The following is a 20,256-nucleotide window of genomic DNA, read 5'->3' on the forward strand; positions in this document are numbered from 1 at the left end:
CTTAAACGTTAAGCGGTTTTGGCATATCCCATTGCAGATTGGGAGTCTCGGTATTGTATATTTCATTATGTCTGGCAGGTTTAACCGTTGTTGAATGGCAATATTCATTAACAACACCAAATTGACCTTTTGGTAAAATATCATCCGGCCTGTTCATAAATGGTTTTGTATATAAAGCACTTAGAACTCCTGTATTATAATAATCCACAGTTATTGGCAGACCATTACGCTTCATACGCCAGTCTCCGCGCAGGAGTAGCTCAGTCCAGAATTCTCCGCAGCGGTGATCGAATGCCCCGCATATCCCCACCGCCAGATCGAAGGCCATCGCTTTCGCGGGGGCATCTCTCGACATAACAATAGAGGAATGCTGGCTGTAACCAATCCGCTCTGATTGCAGCCATTCTTTTTGCAGCTCATCCGGCGTTTTTTCATAAATCAACTGAACGGTCTTATTGTATCCCCCGCCCAGAACAACGCCTTTGGTATAAGGCTTACCATATTTTTTGGAGAACATCGCAAGTTCAGTTGGCGTTAATTCCTGGCCCGGCTGTAAATAATCGAAACCTGCGCCGCTGAGATTTTTGAAATCTGTCTCAGTGCGCGCAATAACCGTGGCTTTTGCAGAAAATGAGATGTCCTGATCGGGTGAACCCGGCGCTATCGAATATTTATACTTACTTCCCGCACCCTGTAACTGGTGTCTGAAGGTGACGGGGAGCTGCTCACCATTCACAACAACATCCGCAAATGTATATTGTCTGGTCGCCAGCGTATCCTGATCAAAACAACCCTTTTTTAACGCCGGCATTTCAAAAGGCACGCTCAGTGGGCTGCCGCCTATTTCCGGACCATTTTCGCAGAAAACCCGCTGGCGCAGATTGTCTATGCCGCTGGCAATGTCGTGGGGGACTCCCCGCCAGCCCAACCCCTGAACGTTAAGTAATGAAACCACACTGTCATTGGGGCAAAAATAGTTATATACCTTGCCAAAGTTATTACGCGTATAGAGTTTATTCTTGCGCCATTGAGAATTGGTTTTACTCAGGCACAGCGCGCCTTCTAGTTCATCAATCTCGGCCTGCGTGTGATATTCCCCCTTGCCATATCTGGCGTTGGTCGCCATTAAATGACAGAAATTTTTAAACGTCTGCTGTCGGGCGCGATCCGTTTGATGATGTCCAGGCGTCATACCTTCAGCAGCCGTTTTTTCCAGTGCGTAGGGAGAATGATTAAGTATCACGCAGTCAGCGGGTTTCTCATTAGCCTGCATAACCAGCATATTGGCCAGCATAGTGATAATAGTCCCCTGGGAGTGCGCAACAATATTAATGGGATCGAATTTTGTTGCCGGTTCTCTTCGAATCATCAGGATTAAATCAGCCAGCCGCTGCGCGGCAAAAAACTGATAAATACGGTGCGGATTATCATAAATAGGGTGCGTAAAATCCCCAGCATTCAGATGAAATGAAGCAAATCCTGCCGTAGCGTTCGCAGGGCCACCGGAGCCAGGGCCTAACATATCCGGAATAGTGGTTGTCGCATTGGCAAAGGTACCCCCGCCTTTGGCATACACATCGTCCAGCACGTTGCCAAAATTATCATTCTGATATTTCAAGGTGGTTTGGGGAATATGCCCCAGCTTTTCCAGCTTTGTGTTGTCATCTTCCTGATAGGCGTTGTAAGGCAGTTTTGCGGCGTCTCCTGATTTTGCCCGTTCTTCGCGATAACGCCGCTGGTCTTCTATATACGTCGCATGATCGACAGGTTTATATCCCCAATAAAATGGAATTACCGGGCTGCGTCCGGGCATTTTTACATTCTGCTGCTCGCCATCGCCCATATCCATTTTGTACTGCTGCCATTCATGCGGATACATATCCGTGCGGCCCAGACGTTCATTCAGGCCAGCGATAATACCCTGCTCCTGATTCTGATAGGCCTCGCCAACATCGTTGACACCGTGCACAAGGATCACAATACAGGGCATGGGATACTTAACGGGCACGTCGCAGACAGCCATTTTTCCGCCCGTTGATTTAGGCACGCCCTGTACACCGGTCGCCACCACCCGCGGATTAAAGGGACTGTTACTCATTTGGCAAAATCTCCATTTTCATTTCGTCCATTTCAGTCATATCCAATAACGGCGTCATTCCTTCATCGTCTGTGACGCCTTCAATGGTTTCACCTGATGCCTTAGTCAGTCTGAATTTTGTCTTTTTCAGAACATCGTCCGGGTTGCCAGAGCCATGTAATTTAATACGGCGATGAAACTGCTCCTCCTGAAAGACAGGGGTTTTATCTTTCGCCGACTCCGGTCCGCTCCAGTCAAGAGTGGTGCCTTTCAACTGCACTTTTGCGGGGGAGAATATTTTTACAGAGCCGTCTTCATTTATTCTGATACCGCCACCACCGCACAAAAGCTGGATATTCTTCCTGGCGCTGATGGTTACGTTGCCGTTCATACTCTGAATATGAAAATGCTTATCAGAAAGCAGGCCCATTTCGCCGCGCTGCGCCTGGACGGAAATATCATCTTTTGCGGCGATGATTTTGATTCCGATAGCTCTGCTGAAAAGTGACAGGCCCTGTCCAACGGCCATTGAGAGTTTTTTAAAGACGTTAAAACTGCCGTTGCTGGCGGCGTTTAGCGACAAATCTTTGTCTGCTGATAATGCCATCGTTTGTGGCGTAAGCAGGGCCATACCATGATCGGCGTAGGCCACCAGTCCCGAGCGGGTGAGCTGTTCAAGTGCGGCGTTAAGCTGCTGCTGCGGTCCAAGTTCGACATTTAACGCCTGCGCCGTCAGCGCACTTTGCTGAAGCGACGTTGCCAACGTAAGCGCGGCCTGAAGCTGCTGAACCACTGCGCTCATATCAAGCTGCTTGCCCTGGGCTTTTGGCTGCGCCTCGGTCGTGAGTAATATCCCCTTTGCCGCCCTCAGGACCGCCCGGTCATCGGTGCGCAGTTCTGCGCCTTCGCCGCGCGGTTTACCACCAGCATCAACAAGATGGCCCATATTCAACTGCGTTTTACCGTACTCGGTACTCAGTTTGACGTGTTCCTGCCCGCGCCGATCCTCCATCCGCAGCTTATTAAGACCCGCAGTGCGGATGACGTTGCGGGTATTGTTGCGGCTGGTGACGGGGTCAGGCTTTGGAGCATGATGCAAGGCATGCGCAATGAAAGGTCTTTCCGGATCGCCGCCTTCAAACGCAATGGCGACCTCTGTGCCCTGGATGAGCGGAAAGTGATGACCATAAGTATCGCCGGCATAAACCCGCGCCAGACGAACGGGCATGCTTTCATAACCTTGCCTGTGCTGGTCGAGGTCAAAATCAAACTTCACCCAATATCGACCCTGCACATCGATATGAGCATATTTGTCATTGTCTATTGATGATGAAACGATCGCGGGAACAGTACCCGCAATACGTGGCCGGGGTAGCGGCTGAGGTCGAAAACAAACGTTCTGGTTGTAGGGAATACCGATAAGCCGGGACTGGAGCGCTGCATCTCGCCTCCCCGTCACCCGCATTGCCGTTACCACAAATCCAGAGTCGAAAGCATGTGGAATGGTACCGTCGATTTCCAGCACCATCCCCGGCACGATCGACGGACTGGTGGTCACACCGTTTAAAATGGACTGATTATTAAGAATAATTTCGTGATGCAGTTTGGCATAGAACCAGCTGGATTCACCTGGCTGCACCTCGGCAAATTGCGATCCCGGCTGATGATGGATATCCGCATAGCGATACTCTGTGCCATATGTCGTAGCCCTTTCCGCAGACACATCGGCGTCAGCATTTAGCATCAGCGAGTTTGCCAGCCTGTAATCAAAGTTCTTCGCCCTAACGTCTGCCGAGACAACATTGTGCTTTGATACCAGCTTATCGATCGAATAATCATTTGATGTCAGCCCAGCGTGGGATGAGTGCATAATCTTTTGATCAAAAATGTACTGGCATTGTGAATCACTGAAGATAACCACCATAATGTGCGAAACAGCATGATGATTTGCGATCCTGAACCAGATCCCAACTTCTGACAGGATGCGGCTGATAAACGCTAAATCCGACTCCTCCCACTGGACGATCATTTCCCGGTTGGGATAGATACAAACAAGATTATCAAAGTCGATTTCATAATCGGCAAAAGCATGTTCTTTGAGGATCTGCGTGACCAGTTTCGGCACATTTATGTTCAGGTAAATAGCCGAACGCTTGCGTCGTGAGAGTAATGCCAGCTTATGCTCCAGCCTGATTTCATACAGTGATTCATCCGCTGATGTACTAATAAGCGAAAATGACGTAATGACGCCTTCAATTTGCCGTTCATATAGCCACATCTCAGAACCTTGAATATATTTATTCCAGCTATGATTAGGTGCTCTGATTTTCAGCGAGCCTTCAATGTTAAGAAGTGAGTCAGGAGGGATGCTTTTTTGTTTTGATGTGAATGTAATTTTATAACTGTATGGTTTACTTAACTTTTCATGACCTTCAATTGTTTCAACATCCAGCAACCCTAACTTACTCTCGCCCCTTACGGAGAATAAATACTTATTGATACTCTCCTCTGAAACTATACCTTCAAGATTATAGAAACCCGAACCCTTTTTCATTATCGCATCCCTTGCAAAAAGAAAGTAATACATAAGAAATAAAGTCCTGTCAGCATATCAACAATAATAAAAAAAGGTTGTTTTTTTACTGAAAAAATCTGGAAAGTAAATTAATTATTATTAGTCAAACACGTAATATAATTACGACATATAAATAAACGATTAACTGACGCGATTTTAGATTCAATGAAATAATTTTTTAACAAAACGATTTATATAACGCCGCATTCGTTTTTCACCGTGAGGCAACGATCAAGCAGTCACATCCAAATGGTTCCAAAAACTGAGAGGGAACAAAAAAAACAAAACATTAACCCAATGATTTACAATAACATTTATAGAAGCATTCTTTTTATTTATTTTTTTATTGAATAAATCACATCCTCCCATAAAAAAACACAATAAAATATAACTATTCCCTATTCTGCTGTGAGGGGAGAGGTAACTGGATTATGCCCATGTGTTCCTAAGGAAAGATTTTGGTTTTCTCCCTCTCCCTTTGAGAGAGGGCCGCATAAAGGTCATCTTATCAGCCACAGGAGAATCAATGAAACGCTCCGCAATAAACGAGATCCTTGGCCACACGCGCCAGTTTTTCTCTCAGCACGACGTGCATCTCCCCCCTTTTGCCAGCTTCCCCCCGACCCAATGGCGCAAGCTTGATGCCACAGCCTGGAGCGAAGTGTTCGACCTTAAGCTCGGTTGGGATGTCACCGCATTTGGCGGCAACAATTTCGCCGCGCAAGGGTTAACGCTGTTCACTCTGCGTAATGGCTCGCCGAAAGGAATGCCTTACGAGAAATGCTACGCCGAGAAAATCATGCATGTTCGCGATGCGCAGGTCACGCCGATGCATTTTCACTGGCGCAAACGCGAAGACATTATCAATCGCGGCGGCGGCAATTTAGTTGTGGAACTGTGGAATGCGGGGATCCGGGAACAAACGGAGGAGAGCGACGTGAGCGTAGTGATTGACGGCTGTCGGCAAACCCATGCAGCGGGCAGTCAGTTACGCCTGACGCCGGGTGAAAGCATCTGCCTGCCGCCGGGCCTGTATCACAGCTTCTGGGCGGAAGAAGGTTTTGGCGACGTGCTGGTCGGCGAGGTTTCTTCTGTTAATGACGACGACCACGATAACCACTTTCTGCAACCGATCGCCCGCTATAACGACATTGAAGAAGACGAGCCGGCGCAGCTGGTGCTGTGTAACGAATATCGCCTGTTCCGCTAACCAAGGAGCGCATTATGCCGTTGATATCTCTCGCTGATGGCCTTGCACATGCCCGTGAGCATCACTATGCTTTAGGGGCATTTAATGTTCTGGATTCACACTTCCTGCGCGCGCTGTTTGCCGCGGCAAAGCAGGAACGTTCGCCGTTTATCATCAATATCGCCGAAGTACATTTTAAATATATCTCGCTGGATTCTCTGGTCGAGGCGGTCAAGTTCGAAGCCGCGCGGCATGACATTCCGGTGGTGCTGAACCTTGACCACGGCCTGCACTTTGAGTCAGTGGTGCGGGCGCTACGCTTAGGTTTCAGTTCAGTGATGTTCGATGGTTCCACGCTGGAGTATGAAGAAAATATCCGCCAGACCCGCGAAGTGGTGAAAATGTGCCATGCCGTCGGCGTGTCGGTGGAAGCCGAACTGGGTGCGGTGGGCGGTGATGAGGGCGGCGCGCTGTACGGTCATGCCGACGAGTCGCTGTTTACCGACCCAATGATGGCGCGTGATTTCGTCGACAGAACCGGGATTGACGCGCTGGCGGTCGCCATTGGCAATGCCCACGGCAAATACAAAGGCGAACCGCTGCTCGACTTCCCGCGTCTGGAAGCCATTCGCCAGCAGGCGGCAATCCCGCTGGTACTGCACGGCGGCTCCGGCATCAGCGACGACGATTTCAAGCGTGCGATTGAACTCGGCATTCACAAAATCAACTTCTATACCGGCATGTCGCAGGCGGCGCTGTCGGCGGTAGAAACACGGATGGCGAATCGCCAGCCGCTGTACGACGAATTCGCCGAACTGCTGCTCGGCATTGAAGAGGCCATTACCGATACCGTTTCGGAACAGATGCGCATTTTTGGCAGCGCGGGACGGGTCTGATGGAACGCAAAGGCGTTATCGCCGCAGGTAACATGCTGGTCGATCACGTGCATCAAATTGTGCAGTGGCCGGAACGCGGCTGGCTGGCGGAAATCACCCGTAGCGAACGCGCCACGGGCGGTGCACCGCTCAATGTGCTGCTGACGCTGGCAAAAATGCACACCGGGCTGCCGTTACAGGCGGTGGGGTTAATCGGTCAGGACAGCGACGGCGACTACATCATGGCGATGCTGGAGCAGTATCACGTTAATCGCCAACACGTGCAGCGCACCACATTCGCCCCCACGTCGATGTCGCAGGTGATGACCGATCCCAGCGGTCAGCGCACCTTTTTCCACTCGCCCGGTGCCAATCGGCTACTCGATCTGCCTGCGTTTGAGCAACTGGATACCTCGATGAAAATCTTCCATCTGGGATATCTGCTGCTGCTCGACAGTCTGGACATGCCGGATGAGGAGTACGGGACGCGTAGCGCACGCCTGCTGGCGCAAATGCGCGACAACGGCTTTGAAACGTCGCTGGATCTGGTCTCACGCAAGGGCGACCCGCGCTATCAACCGCTGGTGATGCCAGCCCTGCGCCATCTAGACTATCTGGTGATTAACGAGCTGGAAGCCGGGGAGTTCAGCGGGCTGGAGATCCGCCAGCCCAACGGCGAACTGCATATTGCGCACATCGCCACCGCCGCACGCGAATTATTGGATGCAGGTGTACGCCAGCGGGTGGTGATCCACTGTCCGGAAGGTGCCTGGGGTGAAGCGCCGGATCTGCCGGGCGTCTGGATCCCGTCGCAGTACCTGGCGCAGGAGGAGATCGTTGGCAGCGTCGGGGCGGGAGATGCGTTTTGCGCTGGATTTTTGTATGGCTGTCATGAGCGCTGGTCGCTGACGGACAGCGTCAGGTTGGCACACGCCTGTGCGCGGGCAAGTTTGCTGTGCGCGAATGCGATAGATGGCGCGAAGACGCTGGCAGAGTTGAAAGCAGAAATGGCTGACGCCTGATGCGCTGCGCTTATCAGGCCTACGGAGTTGTTATCGCTTTTGTAGGCCGGATAAGGCGTTTACGCCGCATCCGGCAACTGCACACGTTCACGCCGCCTTATCGTGATGTTGCACGTCGGCGGCAAACACATAACCCAGCCCGCGCAGGGTTTTGATCAACATTGGCTGGTGCGGGTTGTTCTCTATTTTTCGCCGCAACCGCATGATTAACACGTCAATAGTGCGGTCAAACACCTCAACGCTGTCGCTGCGCGTCAGCTCCAGCAGTTGTTCCCGGCTCAGCACCCGCCGGGCATTTTGGGCCAGCGCCAACAGCAGGCTGTATTCCCCTTGCGTCAACTCCACCTTCAACTGCTGGGGATTATGTAACTGGCAACCGGCGGTATCAAGATGCCAGCCATTAAAAGAAAGCCCCGTGGTCTGTGGGCCGCCGCTTTCTGCCGTTAACACGCCAACGCGTCTGAGCACCGCCTTTACCCGAGCCACCAGCACCCGCGCATTGAACGGCTTACCGATATAGTCGTCAGCCCCCATTTCCAGTCCGACCACCACATCCGACTCGCTGCCTAAGCCCGTCAGCATGACTACCGGTAATCCGGGTCTCATCTTTTGCACCTGCTGCAACACCATCAGACCGTTGATATCGGGCAACATCATGTCCAGCAATACCAGAGCGATATCCGGCTGAGTCTCAATGCAGCGCAGCGCCTCCTGCCCGGTGTGACAGGCGGTCACCGTAAAGACGTGTTCGCTCAGCACATCCTGTAAAAGCGTGCAGACAGCGATGTCATCATCCACAACCAGTATGGCTGGCTTCATTGTTTTTCCCCATTTCTGGCCAACTTAAATGAGTGTGATTGATTCTGCACAGAGTGACAGCGATAAGGCACAAGGATGTGCGGGAAACATAACCTCGGTCACACTGCCGGGGCGTCACGTATTGGAGATTCGTCACGTCAAATATGACGACAGCCTGTTTTTCGTCAGGGTTTTGCGCAAAATTCGCCCGTAATATCGACTAATGCCCCTGATAAAAACATGGCATAAAAGATGCATAACAAAAACGACAAGCGCGTATGCGCGATTTGATTAACTGGAGCGAGACCGATGAAAAAAGTCGTCACGGTTTGCCCATATTGCGCATCAGGTTGCAAAATCAACCTGGTGGTCGATAACGGCAAAATCGTCCGGGCTGAAGCGGCGCAGGGGAAAACCAACCAGGGTACCCTGTGTCTGAAGGGCTACTATGGCTGGGATTTTATCAATGATACCCAGATCCTGACCCCTCGTCTGAAAACCCCTATGATCCGTCGCCAGCGTGGCGGCAAACTGGAATCTGTTTCCTGGGATGAAGCGCTGAATTACGTCGCCGATCGCCTGAGCGCCATCAAAGCGAAGTACGGCCCGGACGCTATTCAGACGACCGGTTCATCTCGCGGTACAGGTAACGAAACCAACTATGTAATGCAAAAATTCGCGCGCGCCGTTATTGGTACCAATAACGTTGACTGCTGCGCTCGCGTCTGACACGGCCCATCGGTTGCAGGTCTGCACCAATCGGTCGGTAACGGCGCAATGAGTAATGCTATCAATGAAATTGATAACACGGATTTAGTGTTCATCTTCGGGTATAACCCGGCGGATTCCCACCCGATCGTGGCGAATCACGTGATTAATGCTAAACGTAACGGGGCGAAAATCATCGTCTGCGATCCGCGCAAAATTGAAACCGCGCGTATTGCCGACATGCACATCGCGTTGAAAAACGGCTCGAACATCGCGCTGCTCAACGCCATGGGGCATGTCATCATCGAAGAAAAACTGTACGACCAGGCGTTCGTCGCCTCCCGTACGGAAGGATTCGAAGAGTACAGCAAGATCGTCGAAGGCTATACGCCGGAGTCTGTCGAAGATATCACGGGCGTTAGCGCGCAGGATATTCGTCAGGCTGCACGTATGTATGCCACGGCGAAAAGCGCGGCAATCCTGTGGGGCATGGGTGTTACCCAGTTCTATCAGGGCGTGGAAACCGTGCGTTCACTGACCAGCCTCGCAATGCTGACCGGCAACCTCGGTAAGCCGAGCGTGGGCGTTAACCCGGTTCGTGGGCAGAACAACGTTCAGGGCGCATGTGACATGGGCGCGCTGCCGGATACCTATCCGGGCTATCAGTATGTGAAAGATCCGGCTAACCGCGAGAAGTTCGCTAAAGCCTGGGGCGTGGAAAGTCTGCCTGCTCATACCGGTTATCGCATCAGCGAACTGCCGCACCGTGCAGCGCATGGCGAAGTCCGCGCGGCGTACATCATGGGTGAAGATCCATTACAAACCGATGCTGAACTCTCCGCAGTGCGCAAAGGCTTTGAGGATCTGGAACTGGTTATCGTGCAGGATATCTTCATGACCAAAACTGCCGCTGCCGCAGACGTTATTTTACCGTCTACGTCATGGGGTGAGCATGAAGGCGTATTCTCCGCAGCTGACCGTGGCTTCCAGCGCTTCTTTAAAGCCGTTGAGCCGAAGTGGGATCTGAAAACGGACTGGCAGATTATCAGTGAAATCGCCACCCGTATGGGCTATCCGATGCACTACAACAACACCCAGGAAATCTGGGACGAGTTGCGTCATCTGTGCCCGGATTTCTATGGTGCCACTTACGAGAAAATGGGCGAACTGGGTTATATCCAGTGGCCTTGCCGCGACACCTCAGAAGCCGACCAGGGTACGTCTTATCTCTTCAAAGAGAAGTTCGACACCCCGAACGGCCTGGCGCAGTTCTTCACCTGCGACTGGGTAGCGCCAATCGACAAACTCACTGAGGAGTACCCGATGGTACTGTCTACAGTGCGTGAAGTCGGCCACTACTCTTGCCGTTCGATGACCGGTAACTGTGCGGCGTTGGCCGCGCTGGCGGATGAACCGGGCTATGCCCAGATCAACACCGCCGACGCAGAACGCCTGGGCATCCAGGATGAAGAGCTGGTGTGGGTGAACTCGCGTAAAGGCCGGGTCATTACCCGTGCGGCAGTCAGCGATCGTCCAAACAAAGGCGCGATTTACATGACCTACCAGTGGTGGATTGGTGCATGTAATGAACTGGTAACCGAGAACTTAAGTCCGATTACCAAAACGCCGGAGTACAAGTACTGTGCTGTAAACGTTGAACGCATTGCCGATCAGCGCGCTGCCGAGCAGTATGTCATTGATGAGTACACCAAGCTGAAAGCCAGCCTACGCGAAAGCGCGATGGGTTAAGCTTCCCCTGACGGCCTCCATTCGGAGGCCGTTTTTTTATGCACATAATCTCTCTATACTGTTCATTCCCTACACTAAATCTAAATATAAGATGAAACGACTTTTCGCCTTGATGGTGTTAATGACATGCTTTGTCCATGCCGAAGAGCCCGGTAGTCAGTTTTTGAAAGCCGCCGAGTCCGGAGACCGACGTGCACAATATTTCCTCGCTGATACCTGGTTTAGCTCAGGCGATTTGGGTAAAGCGGAATATTGGGCGCAAAAAGCCGCCGACAATGGTGATGCCGATGCTTACGCATTGCTGGCACAGATTAAGATTACTAACCCGGTCAGTCTGGATTACCCCCAGGCCAAAACGCTGGCGGAAAAAGCGACCCAGGCAGGCAGTAAAACCGGGGAAATTACGCTGGCGCGTATTCTGGTCAACACTCAGGCTGGACACACCGATTACCCCAAAGCCATTACCTTGCTGCAAAACGCCTCCGAGGACCTGGAAAACGACTCCGCCGTCGACGCGCAAATGCTGCTTGGGCTGATTTACGCCAACGGCGTGGGTATTCCTGCAGACGATGAGAAAGCGACGTGGTATTTCAAACGTAGCTCTGCCATTTCCCGCACCGGCTATTCCGAATACTGGGCCGGGATGATGTTCTTAAACGGTGAGCAGGGTTTTATCGTGAAGAATAAACAGAAGGCACTGCACTGGCTGAATCTGAGCTGTACGGAAGGATTCGATACCGGCTGCGAAGAGTTTGAAAAGTTAACCAACGGGTAGTCGTTGTAGGCCTGATAAGCGTAGCGCCATCAGGCAACCCGGAGCAGGTTGCCGGATGGCGGCGTTGCCTTATCTGACCTACAAGGCGGTCTTATCAAACTTACCTAATACTTCGCGCTCATAGGCCAGCGCTTTTTTGCGGTCAAATTTGTGTTCCCACTTGGAGATAACCAGCACCGCCAGTGCGTTACCCACCACGTTCAGCGCGGTACGCGCCATGTCGAGGATACGGTCAACACCAGCAATAAACGCCAGGCCTTCCAGCGGGATCCCCACGCTGCCCAGCGTTGCCAGCAGCACCACGAATGATACGCCCGGCACGCCCGCAATCCCTTTCGAGGTCACCATCAACGTCAACACCAGCACGATTTCCTGCCACAGCGACAGGTCGATACCGTACAGCTGTGCAATAAAGATCGCAGCAATACTCTGGTACAGCGTTGAACCATCAAGGTTGAATGAGTAGCCGGTCGGCACCACAAAGCTGGTGATTGAAGCTGGCGCGCCATAGGCTTCCATCTTCTCGATAATACGCGGCAGTACGCTCTCGGAGCTGGCGGTAGAGTAAGCCAGAATCAACTCGTCTTTCAGAATGCGGATCAGGATCCAGATGCTCAAACCGCAGATACGCGCGACAATCCCCAGCACCACCAGCGCGAAGAACAGGATGGCAAAGTGCACCAACAGCACCAGCTTCGCCAGCGGCCACAGAGAGGCAAAACCGAAGTTCGCGACGGTAACGGCAATCAGCGCGAAAACGCCGACTGGCGCATAGCGCATAACCATGTGGGTCACTTTAAACATGGTTTCGGAAATAGAACGGAACACGGTAACCAGCGGTTCGCGGTGAGTTGCCGGCAGGGAAGACAAGCCTAAACCGAACAGCACCGAGAAGAAGATAATCGGCAGCATATCGCCTTTTGCCATCGAGGCGACGATATTGGTCGGCACCAGTGACAAAATTGTCCCCATCAAACCATGCGCGTGGCTCTGTACTTCTGCAGTCGTGCTTTGATATTTCGAAATATCTACGGTCGCCAGTTGCGACATATCAATCCCGGAACCCGGCTGGAACACATTAGCCAGCGTGATCCCAAGGATAATCGCCACGGTGGTGATCACTTCGAAATAGAGAATAGTTTTGGCGCCAATGCGGCCCAGCTGTTTTGCATCACCGACTCCGGCAATACCGACAACCAGCGTAGAGATGACAATGGGCACAACGATCATTTTGATCAGATGGATAAAGATATCGCCCGCCGGTGACAGCAGGTTTACAACCAGCCATTCACGGCTGTCACTATGGTAATGCAGGTAACTCCCTAGCAGAATGCCCAGCACCATGGCGATTAGAATCTGCCATGCCAGGCTGACTTTCAAATTTTTCATAACAACGGACTTCCTCGATGGAGCGCTATTCCACATGCGGTGTGTGGGAATAGTACATACTGAAAGGGTATGAATTGTGTTGCGTTCGTTTATGGAGTTTTTTAACGCTTATTATCATTATCATCTGCATGGCATTCCGCGCAACCCTCTAAGAACAGGGCTTTTGGCTGATTTTATGCATAAAAATGCAATTTTATCGCGGTATTGATGAATAACTTTTTGTTATAAAAGAATTTTAATATGTTCAAAAATGAAGAAGTCATGGTGTGAGTTTTTTTCGCCCATTTGTTCGTTTGCCTGTTTTTTAAACAGGCCAAATGATACAAATCACAAAAAAAACAAATTTATTTTTGCCGATTCTGCAATAACTTCGCCATATTAATAGAGTCAACGAGCTGTGCCCGGTTCACCCTAGGCGAATTTAAATCCATAACCTTTTGCCACACTGAAATAGCCTGGGCGTAGTCTGCCTGCATAAACGCATCTGAGGCTAACAGCATCAGCGCGGTGACCTCTGCCGGGTCCAGCGCCAGAGCCTTATCAATCATCTCGCGAGTGGGCGGCGTCATATGTTGTCCGGCCTGGTAATACAATACCGTTGCCATCGCTGAATAGATCTCAGCATTTTCACCGCCGACACGCAGCGCCTGTTCGTAGGCCAGCAGCGCATTATGATACGCGTTTTGCCAAAGATAGTACTCCCCGAGTTGCGCCCATTTCACGCCGTCCTGGGGATTAGCGCGAATCTGCAATTGCAGCAAAAGCAACTGTTTTTCCTGAACATTTTCATCGGAGAAAGCATGTAAAGGGTCTGCCAGTCTCGTTTGCTCCTGACGAACCGCCTGCCATTTTGGCGTCAACAAGTAGCCTCCAATGCAGGCCACAACCATCAGCACCGCCGCAGCGGTCAGCCGCTTCACAGGCATTGGGCGTAACAGCGATTCGGACTGGTTCATTGTTCACCTTCCTCCGTATGCTGACGTCTTCTCACTCGCCAGACCACCACACCTACCAGCAATAACAGCAGGCACGGCAACGCCCACAGCAGCAGCGTTTGCTCATTCAGCGGCGGGTTGTAGCGCACGAAGTCACCATAACGCTCGGTCATCCATGTCGTTATCTCGGCTTCGCTTTTCCCTTCCGCCACCATGCTATAAACCTGATGGCGCATACTAACCGCTACCGGTGCATTGGATTCCAGCAAGTTTTGGTTTTGACACTGTGGGCAGCGAAGCTGGCTGGCAATAGAAAGCGCTTGTTCCTGCTGCTGCGGGTTGGCAAACGTCCATGTGTCCACCACCTGGGCATGGGTGGCGAAAGTGATGAAAAACAGGACGAGCGTTAAGAGTAAAAACTTTTTGCCGGATGGCGCTGCGCTTATCCGGCCTACGGTTCGCGCCCCCTGTAGGCCGGATAAGGCGTTTACGCCGCCATCCGGCAACGTTGTAATTAATTTACGCATCGCGCTTTCTCCCTCGCCATCCGCTCAGCATCGCGCCAAAGACCATTAACAGTCCCCCACCCCAAATCCAGCGCACGCCGGTCTGCACGTACAAACGCATGGCATAGCGGTCAGGTCCGGTTTTTTCACCCATTACCGCGTACCAGTCATGCATCAGATTCCAGCGGATCCCCGGCTCCATCATCTGTTGACGGCGCGCGGCATAGAAGCGCCTTTCAGGTTGCAGGCTGCCAATACGTTTCTCATTGTGCCACAGAGTGATCTGCGCTTTTTCACTGGTGTAGTTACCTTTGGCTTCCAGGTCGAGACGCTCAAAACGGAAAATGTAACCCGCCAGTTCAACCTGCTGCCCAGGGCTCAGGTTCAGGCTTATCTCCTGACGGCTACCGCTGGAAAAGACGATCCCCGCCGCAAACACCAGCACCCCGGCATGCGCCAGCAGTGCCGGAAGCTGGATGCGGAAAGACACGTTGCGGCTTCTGACCGTTGCCAGCACGATAACCAGCAGCATCAGCAGGCCAAAGGGCAGCGTAGCGCGGTTAAAGTACGGTGCGCCTACGGAGAGCCGTCCCCAGCCGAACAGCCCGTAAATCATCGGGTAGAGCGTGCCAATCAACACAATCAGCAGCACCGCATTAAAGAGCAGCAGCGCAACCAGAATCAGCATCTCGCGTGACCAACCGCCAAAACGCGCATTCTGCCGGACTTGCTGGCCCCGCCAGGCGTACAGCCCGAGCGACGCCAGACTCAACACGGTAAACAGCGCAAACAGTGGCGCGGCGCGGACGTTATCCAACGCGAAAGCATGCACCGAAACGAGAATGCCGGAACGTACAATCAGCGTCCCAAGCAGCGATAAAATCAGCGTGACGATCGCCAGTAGCAGCGACCAGTGGCGGAAGATTCCGCGCTGGCGCGTGATATACAGGCTATGCAGCAGCGCGCTGGCGGAAAGCCAGGGTAATAAGGAGGCATTTTCAACCGGGTCCCAGAACCACCAGCCGCCCCAGCCCAGCTCGCAATAGGCCCACCAGGAGCCGAGGATAATTCCCAGCGTCAGCGCGCACCAGCCGGGCAGCGCCCAGCGCCAGCACACCCAGGCGCTCTGCGCATTAAAGTCACCACGTAGCAGCGAGGCCAGCGCCACGCCTGCCGCCACCATCAAACCACCGTAACCCAGATACAGCAGAGGTGGATGGAGGATTAACCCGAGATGTTGCAGCATCGGGTTAAGGTCGCGCCCTTCAATGGCAGGCGGGAAGATGCGCACGAACGGATCGGACCATACCACCACAAACAGCAGCAGCAGGGCCGTTATCATTGAAAGAACGCTGAGCGTCAGCGGAAACAGCGCGTCGGTATCACGCCGATAGCGTAAAGCGAACAGCGCGCTCCAGCCGGAAAGAAACAGCACCCACAGCAGCAGCGATCCTTCATGACCGCCCCACACCGCCGCCAGTTTTAATCCCCACGGCAGCAGGCTATAGCTGTGTTGAGCAACGTAGACCACCGAAAAATCGCTGGTCAAAAAGCAGAATACCAGAATGACAAAAGCCAGCAGCAGCAGGGCAAATTGCGCCCACACACCAACGCTTGCCAGGCGCATCACCCCTTGCCAGCGCTGGCGGACACCCACCAACACGGCAAGCGGGGTCAACACGTTGACCCCGAGGCTTAATAACAGCGCCAGAAAACCGGCTTCAGGAAGGAGAACGTCCAGATATCACCTTACGCAACGGTTAGCTGACCCGCATAGAGTATAAAAAAGCGCAGCAGCAGTACGCCGGTCAGGCTGGCGCCGCACACTGCCAGCACGCCATGAAACGTCGAACTGCGGTTGGCCCAGGGTTTTAGCAGCATCGGTAGTATCAGCCCAAGCCCAGCCACGCCAAGCCAGAACCACCAGGTCCAGAAACCGCCGCCCAGTGCCGCCGCCAGCGCGCGCATTTTGCCGTCATCGCCCAGCGCCAGACCAACAAAGAACGCCGCCAGCAGGAAGATCTCCAGCCACACCACCGGGACTTCCATGCGATGCACGAAATGTGCTTCAGTGCTGTGCGGGTTGCTACGATGGCGTAACGCCATGGCGATCAGCGCCACCGCTGCCCCGGAGGAGATCCCGGAGAACAGGAACAGCACCGGCAGGATCGGGTTATTCAGGAACGGGTAGGATTTCAGCGCCGACAGCAGGAAGCCGGTGTACGCCCCGAGCAGGACCGCCAGCACCAGCATTAACGTCTCAAGCGCACGATGGAACGGCGCGATCAGCGTTAGCACTTTCTGCACGATACCTAACCGCGGCAGCCAGCGCTGTTGCAGAGCAATCACCTCTTTTTCAAAGATTTTTGCCAGCCACAGCACCAGCACCACCATGTACAACTGGAACAGCATGACCCCCATCGACATCACCGAAGTGAAGCTGTAGTGGAACATCAGTTTCCAGAAAGTCCATGGACGCGTCAGGTGGAACACCAGAATTAACAGACCGAGGATAATTGCCCCTGGGCCTAACACCAGCGTAGTGCGCAACAGCGTGCTGTCCGAACCACCCGCCTCCGGATGGAAACGACGCAGCAGAATCGCCAGCGTAACCAGTCCGGCTGAGATGCCAATCAGGAACAGATAGATGGCAATGGGCCAGTCCCACACCAGGGATTCAAAATGAAATGCAGAAGCGGATGTCATTGGCTCACCTCCCCAAATTTAAAGGGAACGCGGTAGACCTTCGGTTTTGTACCCAACGCCAGCTTGTAACGGTAGGTCGTTTTCTGCTGCAACAAACGGGAGATATCGCTGTTAGGATCGTCCAGATTACCAAACGTCAGCGCCTTCGTCGGGCATGACTCAACGCAGGCGGGCTGTTTACCCGCTTTCAGGTTGGTTTTCCGGCAGAAATCGCATTTATCCGCCGTTTTGCTCACCGGATGGATAAAGCGCACGCGATAAGGACACGCGGCGATGCAGTACTGGCAGCCAACGCAAAGGTCCGGGTTCACATCCACAATGCCGCTGGCGGCATCGCGATACGATGCCCCCGTCGGGCAGACGTCGACGCAGGGAGCGTGGTCGCAGTGCTGGCACGAGTGACGGAAGAAGCGATACTTCACATCAGGAAACGTTCCTTGCGGCTCACTGCGAATAATCGTCAGACGCGATACACCTTCCGGCACGTTGTTGACTTCGCGACAAGCATCCATACAGGCCGTACAGCCGATGCATAATGACTCATCATGTACCATACCGTAACGCACGCCGTTGATGTTCAGCGTCTTCGCCACAACGCGCCCCGCCGTCCCGCTCACTGCCACCAGCGCGCCGACGCCGGTGATAAACTGGCGACGAGAGCAACTCATGGATGCTCCTTAAGCAACGGTACCGACGCCGGGTTAAAGTTCGGATTGTTACGCTGATCGCTGTGGCAATCGACGCAAATCTTGATCCGTCCTTTATCGCTCAGCGTCTGCATCGTGTCTTGCTTCGGATGCAGTGAGTGACAGCTGGCACACGCCACTTTGGTTACGTGGACATCGTGCGGCCAGAACGCTTTTTGCAGCTGCTCAGGCAGGTGACAGGACATACAGACGCTGTTCTGCTGCTCCACGTTGTACATCGGCTCATTAAAGCGCATCACATCTTTCACCCCTTCACGGTGGTTCGGTGACGGCTGGCCGTGACAGTTGGTGCAGGTGACCGGCAATTTGTTATTCGGGTTGATGACTTCCGCATGCTTACCATGCATGCCTTCGGTATCCGGCTTATGACAGTCCAGACAGGCGGCATCCGGATTACGCTGTTGGGTAACCGTCCAGCGTTGATCCGACTCCTGCGGCGTTGGCGTGGCAGTGATTCCACTCAGGCTCCATAACAAGCCTGACGCCAGCACCCCAGCAGTTAATAACGAACGTAATACGCTCATATTCACTCCGTTGAGTTATCCGCCCCTTGCGGGGCGGAATGGGGTTATTGGCTTAACAGACCGTTTTTACGTGCCTGTTCTTCCCACTGCGGAATCACCGTTTTGATGAAGTCCTGCTTCTCAGCATTGATTTGCTGCATGTTCAGACCAATCGCCGCCTGGGCTTTCTCTTTGGTCGAGATATCCGGCAACGGAATTTCATGCGTGATGCCTTTGGTCGCCAGCAGACGGACCAGTTTGGTACGCGCGTCGGCGGCTTTATCCATTGCGCTACCCAGCATCCGCAGACCTTCTTCCGGCGCGTGCATATGAATACCGTGTGAGGCGATAGACAGGTCCCAGCGCCATTGTGCGTGGCGGATATCTTCCAGAATCGGCTTCATTTCCGCTTCAGTCGCACCAGCATCCCATGCGGCTTTCGCTTCGAAGTGCGCATGAACCAGCTGATCTTCAACCTTGATTTTGAGGTCATGAATGGCCTGTTTACGCTCGGCGACCACTTTTTGCAGGGACGCTTTGTCCTGGGTGTGGCAGTTCGCGCAGGTCTGAGGGAAGTTATCGAACGGGTTACCAATCTTATGGTCGGTGTAGATCTTGCCTTCCGCGTTTTGCACTTTCGGCATGTGGCAGTCGATACAGGTCACGTTGTTCTTGCCGTGAATGCCCGCACTCCAGGTTTCATACTCCGGGTGCTGCGCTTTCAGCATCGGCGTTTTAGACAGGGAGTTGGTCCAGTCAGAGAAAGCAATGTTGTCGTAGTATTTCTCCATGTTCTCGACTTTCATGCCGTCGTCCCACGGGAACTTAACGGCTTTGTTTTTACCGTCGAAGTAGTATTCCACGTGGCACTGGCCACAGACCATGGATTGCTGGTCAAAGCGACCGGCTTTCTCAAACGGTTTACCGATGGCTTCCATCGCGCGTTCTGCATAAGGACGCGACAGGGTCAGTTCTGGCTTGCCTTTGGCGAAGTCTGGTGACGCGGTATTATGACAATCCGCACAACCGAGGTTGTTAACAATTTCCGGACCGCCGCGCGCCCATTTACCGTGGAAGTAGCCATCTTCACCATCTTTCTGGATAAGACGCGCTACGTCCGGGCTTTTACAGCTCCAGCAGGCCATCGGCAACGGACCATCTTCTGCCGTTTTTGGTGCGCCTGTGCGTAAGGTTTCACGGACATCGGTCACGGCATACGCGTGTCCCCGCGGTTTATTGTAATCGCGCGAGAATGGGTATCCCGCCCACAGGATCACCAGACGCGGATCTTCTGCCAGCGCATCTTCACGGGCTGATTGCTCAGACGTGGCTTTCCAGGAGAGATATTGATCGGGATGCTGAGGTGCGAAAGTTTCATTCTTCGCTTCAACGGTGACGGTTTTTGCAGGTACAGAAGTTTGTTCAGCGTGAACAGCAGAAATAAATAATAAAGGTAATAACAGGCTGAAGAAACGGCGTACGCGTGATTTTATCCTTGCCATAGGGGTCTCATCCAGATGACGCCATTATCTGCAATGGCGGTTCTTTTATTGTTTTCCACAACAGCAACCACACGAATACTGTCATGACATTGCTCCACCCTATTTGTAACAAGAAACCACACTTAAAATGTTGTCTTTAATCAATTGTAAGTGTATGTAAAATACCACTTTAGAGTTATAACACCCCTCTAATCTCTCACTCTTTTGTCTAATTCAGAGACAGATCACCTTTTCAACAAT

At 52.8% G+C, this 20,256-nt stretch carries 14 protein-coding genes and 1 pseudogene; 5 read left to right on the top strand and 10 right to left on the bottom strand.

Translation table 11 applies throughout. The features are described 5' to 3' along the window. Nucleotide 1: 1 nt before the first annotated feature. Nucleotides 2–2,098, bottom strand: a complete 2,097-nt coding sequence (locus LY264_RS22610; RefSeq protein WP_048227474.1) for a T6SS effector phospholipase Tle3 domain-containing protein — start codon at nucleotides 2,096–2,098, stop codon at nucleotides 2–4. Then, on the bottom strand, nucleotides 2,091–4,631 hold the full coding sequence (locus LY264_RS22615) for a type VI secretion system Vgr family protein (protein WP_048227475.1): 2,541 nt from the start codon (nucleotides 4,629–4,631) through the stop codon (nucleotides 2,091–2,093). Before LY264_RS22615 ends, LY264_RS22610 begins: the two co-directional genes overlap by 8 nt. Nucleotides 4,632–5,178: 547 nt before the next feature. Here LY264_RS22615 and LY264_RS22620 point away from each other — a divergent pair. Genes LY264_RS22620 through LY264_RS22630 form a run of 3 tightly spaced genes read left to right on the top strand, consistent with a single transcriptional unit; the run spans nucleotide 5,179 to nucleotide 7,738 of the window. Next, a complete protein-coding gene (locus LY264_RS22620) occupies nucleotides 5,179–5,862 on the top strand; it encodes a D-lyxose/D-mannose isomerase (protein ID WP_048227476.1) in 684 nt (227 codons plus the stop codon). Between the two features lie 14 nt (nucleotides 5,863–5,876). Continuing rightward, nucleotides 5,877–6,737, top strand: coding sequence for a ketose 1,6-bisphosphate aldolase (locus tag LY264_RS22625; protein WP_048227477.1), 861 nt, complete (start codon nucleotides 5,877–5,879; stop codon nucleotides 6,735–6,737). Beyond that, on the top strand, nucleotides 6,734–7,738 hold the full coding sequence (locus LY264_RS22630) for a carbohydrate kinase family protein (protein WP_122983985.1): 1,005 nt from the start codon (nucleotides 6,734–6,736) through the stop codon (nucleotides 7,736–7,738). The genes LY264_RS22625 and LY264_RS22630 overlap by 4 nt, the downstream gene beginning before the upstream one ends. 87 nt (nucleotides 7,739–7,825) lie before the next feature. Here LY264_RS22630 and LY264_RS22635 read toward each other — a convergent pair whose 3' ends face one another. Then, nucleotides 7,826–8,557 (bottom strand): response regulator transcription factor, encoded by a 732-nt coding sequence (locus LY264_RS22635; protein WP_008786942.1) that lies wholly within the window; start codon nucleotides 8,555–8,557, stop codon nucleotides 7,826–7,828. A gap of 288 nt (nucleotides 8,558–8,845) precedes the next feature. Here LY264_RS22635 and fdhF point away from each other — a divergent pair, with 288 nt between their 5' ends. Together fdhF and yjcO are read left to right on the top strand one after the other, a co-directional pair. Further along, nucleotides 8,846–10,993, top strand: coding sequence for a formate dehydrogenase subunit alpha (gene fdhF, locus LY264_RS22640; protein ID WP_081305660.1), 2,148 nt, complete (start codon nucleotides 8,846–8,848; stop codon nucleotides 10,991–10,993). 91 nt (nucleotides 10,994–11,084) lie between these two features. Continuing rightward, nucleotides 11,085–11,768: a Sel1 family TPR-like repeat protein YjcO gene (gene yjcO, locus LY264_RS22645; protein ID WP_048215118.1), complete on the top strand. Its 684-nt coding sequence runs from the start codon at nucleotides 11,085–11,087 to the stop codon at nucleotides 11,766–11,768. A 78-nt stretch (nucleotides 11,769–11,846) separates the two neighbouring features. Here the strand turns inward: yjcO and gltP are convergent, their stop codons facing one another. From gltP to nrfA, 7 genes and pseudogenes are all read right to left on the bottom strand, one after another. Further along, nucleotides 11,847–13,157 carry a glutamate/aspartate:proton symporter GltP gene (gene gltP / locus LY264_RS22650; RefSeq protein WP_020996087.1) on the bottom strand — a complete coding sequence of 437 codons (1,311 nt, stop codon included), beginning with the start codon at nucleotides 13,155–13,157 and terminating at the stop codon, nucleotides 11,847–11,849. A gap of 344 nt (nucleotides 13,158–13,501) precedes the next feature. After that, complete coding sequence (gene nrfG, locus LY264_RS22655; RefSeq protein ID WP_048227479.1) at nucleotides 13,502–14,113, bottom strand: heme lyase NrfEFG subunit NrfG; 612 nt, start codon at nucleotides 14,111–14,113, stop codon at nucleotides 13,502–13,504. Further along, nucleotides 14,110–16,339, bottom strand: a pseudogene (nrfF, locus tag LY264_RS22660) (heme lyase NrfEFG subunit NrfF). Before nrfF ends, nrfG begins: the two are co-directional and overlap by 4 nt. A gap of 8 nt (nucleotides 16,340–16,347) precedes the next feature. Further along, nucleotides 16,348–17,304: a cytochrome c nitrite reductase subunit NrfD gene (gene nrfD / locus LY264_RS22665; RefSeq protein ID WP_032942109.1), complete on the bottom strand. Its 957-nt coding sequence runs from the start codon at nucleotides 17,302–17,304 to the stop codon at nucleotides 16,348–16,350. Continuing rightward, nucleotides 17,301–17,972: a cytochrome c nitrite reductase Fe-S protein gene (nrfC, locus tag LY264_RS22670; protein WP_003031761.1), complete on the bottom strand. Its 672-nt coding sequence runs from the start codon at nucleotides 17,970–17,972 to the stop codon at nucleotides 17,301–17,303. The genes nrfD and nrfC overlap by 4 nt, the downstream gene beginning before the upstream one ends. After that, the gene (nrfB, locus tag LY264_RS22675) at nucleotides 17,969–18,535 is read right to left on the bottom strand and encodes a cytochrome c nitrite reductase pentaheme subunit (protein ID WP_043018095.1); all 567 of its coding nucleotides are present in this window, start codon (nucleotides 18,533–18,535) and stop codon (nucleotides 17,969–17,971) included. The genes nrfC and nrfB overlap by 4 nt, the downstream gene beginning before the upstream one ends. Nucleotides 18,536–18,579: 44 nt before the next feature. Next, the gene (nrfA, locus tag LY264_RS22680; RefSeq protein ID WP_048227482.1) at nucleotides 18,580–20,016 is read right to left on the bottom strand and encodes an ammonia-forming nitrite reductase cytochrome c552 subunit; all 1,437 of its coding nucleotides are present in this window, start codon (nucleotides 20,014–20,016) and stop codon (nucleotides 18,580–18,582) included. Nucleotides 20,017–20,256: the final 240 nt, after the last annotated feature.

The organism is Citrobacter portucalensis (assembly GCF_023374935.1).
Classification (GTDB): domain Bacteria; phylum Pseudomonadota; class Gammaproteobacteria; order Enterobacterales; family Enterobacteriaceae; genus Citrobacter; species Citrobacter portucalensis.

Bases quoted from the DNA above. Each gene is read 5' to 3' on its own strand.
- LY264_RS22610 (WP_048227474.1), bottom strand. From the start codon at position 2,098: ATGAGTAACAGTCCCTTTAATCCGCGGGTGGTGGCGACCGGTGTACAG.
- LY264_RS22615 (WP_048227475.1), bottom strand. From the start codon at position 4,631: ATGAAAAAGGGTTCGGGTTTCTATAATCTTGAAGGTATAGTTTCAGAG.
- LY264_RS22620 (WP_048227476.1), top strand. From the start codon at position 5,179: ATGAAACGCTCCGCAATAAACGAGATCCTTGGCCACACGCGCCAGTTT.
- LY264_RS22625 (WP_048227477.1), top strand. From the start codon at position 5,877: ATGCCGTTGATATCTCTCGCTGATGGCCTTGCACATGCCCGTGAGCAT.
- LY264_RS22635 (WP_008786942.1), bottom strand. From the start codon at position 8,557: ATGAAGCCAGCCATACTGGTTGTGGATGATGACATCGCTGTCTGCACG.
- yjcO (WP_048215118.1), top strand. From the start codon at position 11,085: ATGAAACGACTTTTCGCCTTGATGGTGTTAATGACATGCTTTGTCCAT.
- gltP (WP_020996087.1), bottom strand. From the start codon at position 13,157: ATGAAAAATTTGAAAGTCAGCCTGGCATGGCAGATTCTAATCGCCATG.
- nrfG (WP_048227479.1), bottom strand. From the start codon at position 14,113: ATGAACCAGTCCGAATCGCTGTTACGCCCAATGCCTGTGAAGCGGCTG.
- nrfD (WP_032942109.1), bottom strand. From the start codon at position 17,304: ATGACATCCGCTTCTGCATTTCATTTTGAATCCCTGGTGTGGGACTGG.
- nrfC (WP_003031761.1), bottom strand. From the start codon at position 17,972: ATGAGTTGCTCTCGTCGCCAGTTTATCACCGGCGTCGGCGCGCTGGTG.
- nrfB (WP_043018095.1), bottom strand. From the start codon at position 18,535: ATGAGCGTATTACGTTCGTTATTAACTGCTGGGGTGCTGGCGTCAGGC.
- nrfA (WP_048227482.1), bottom strand. From the start codon at position 20,016: ATGGCAAGGATAAAATCACGCGTACGCCGTTTCTTCAGCCTGTTATTA.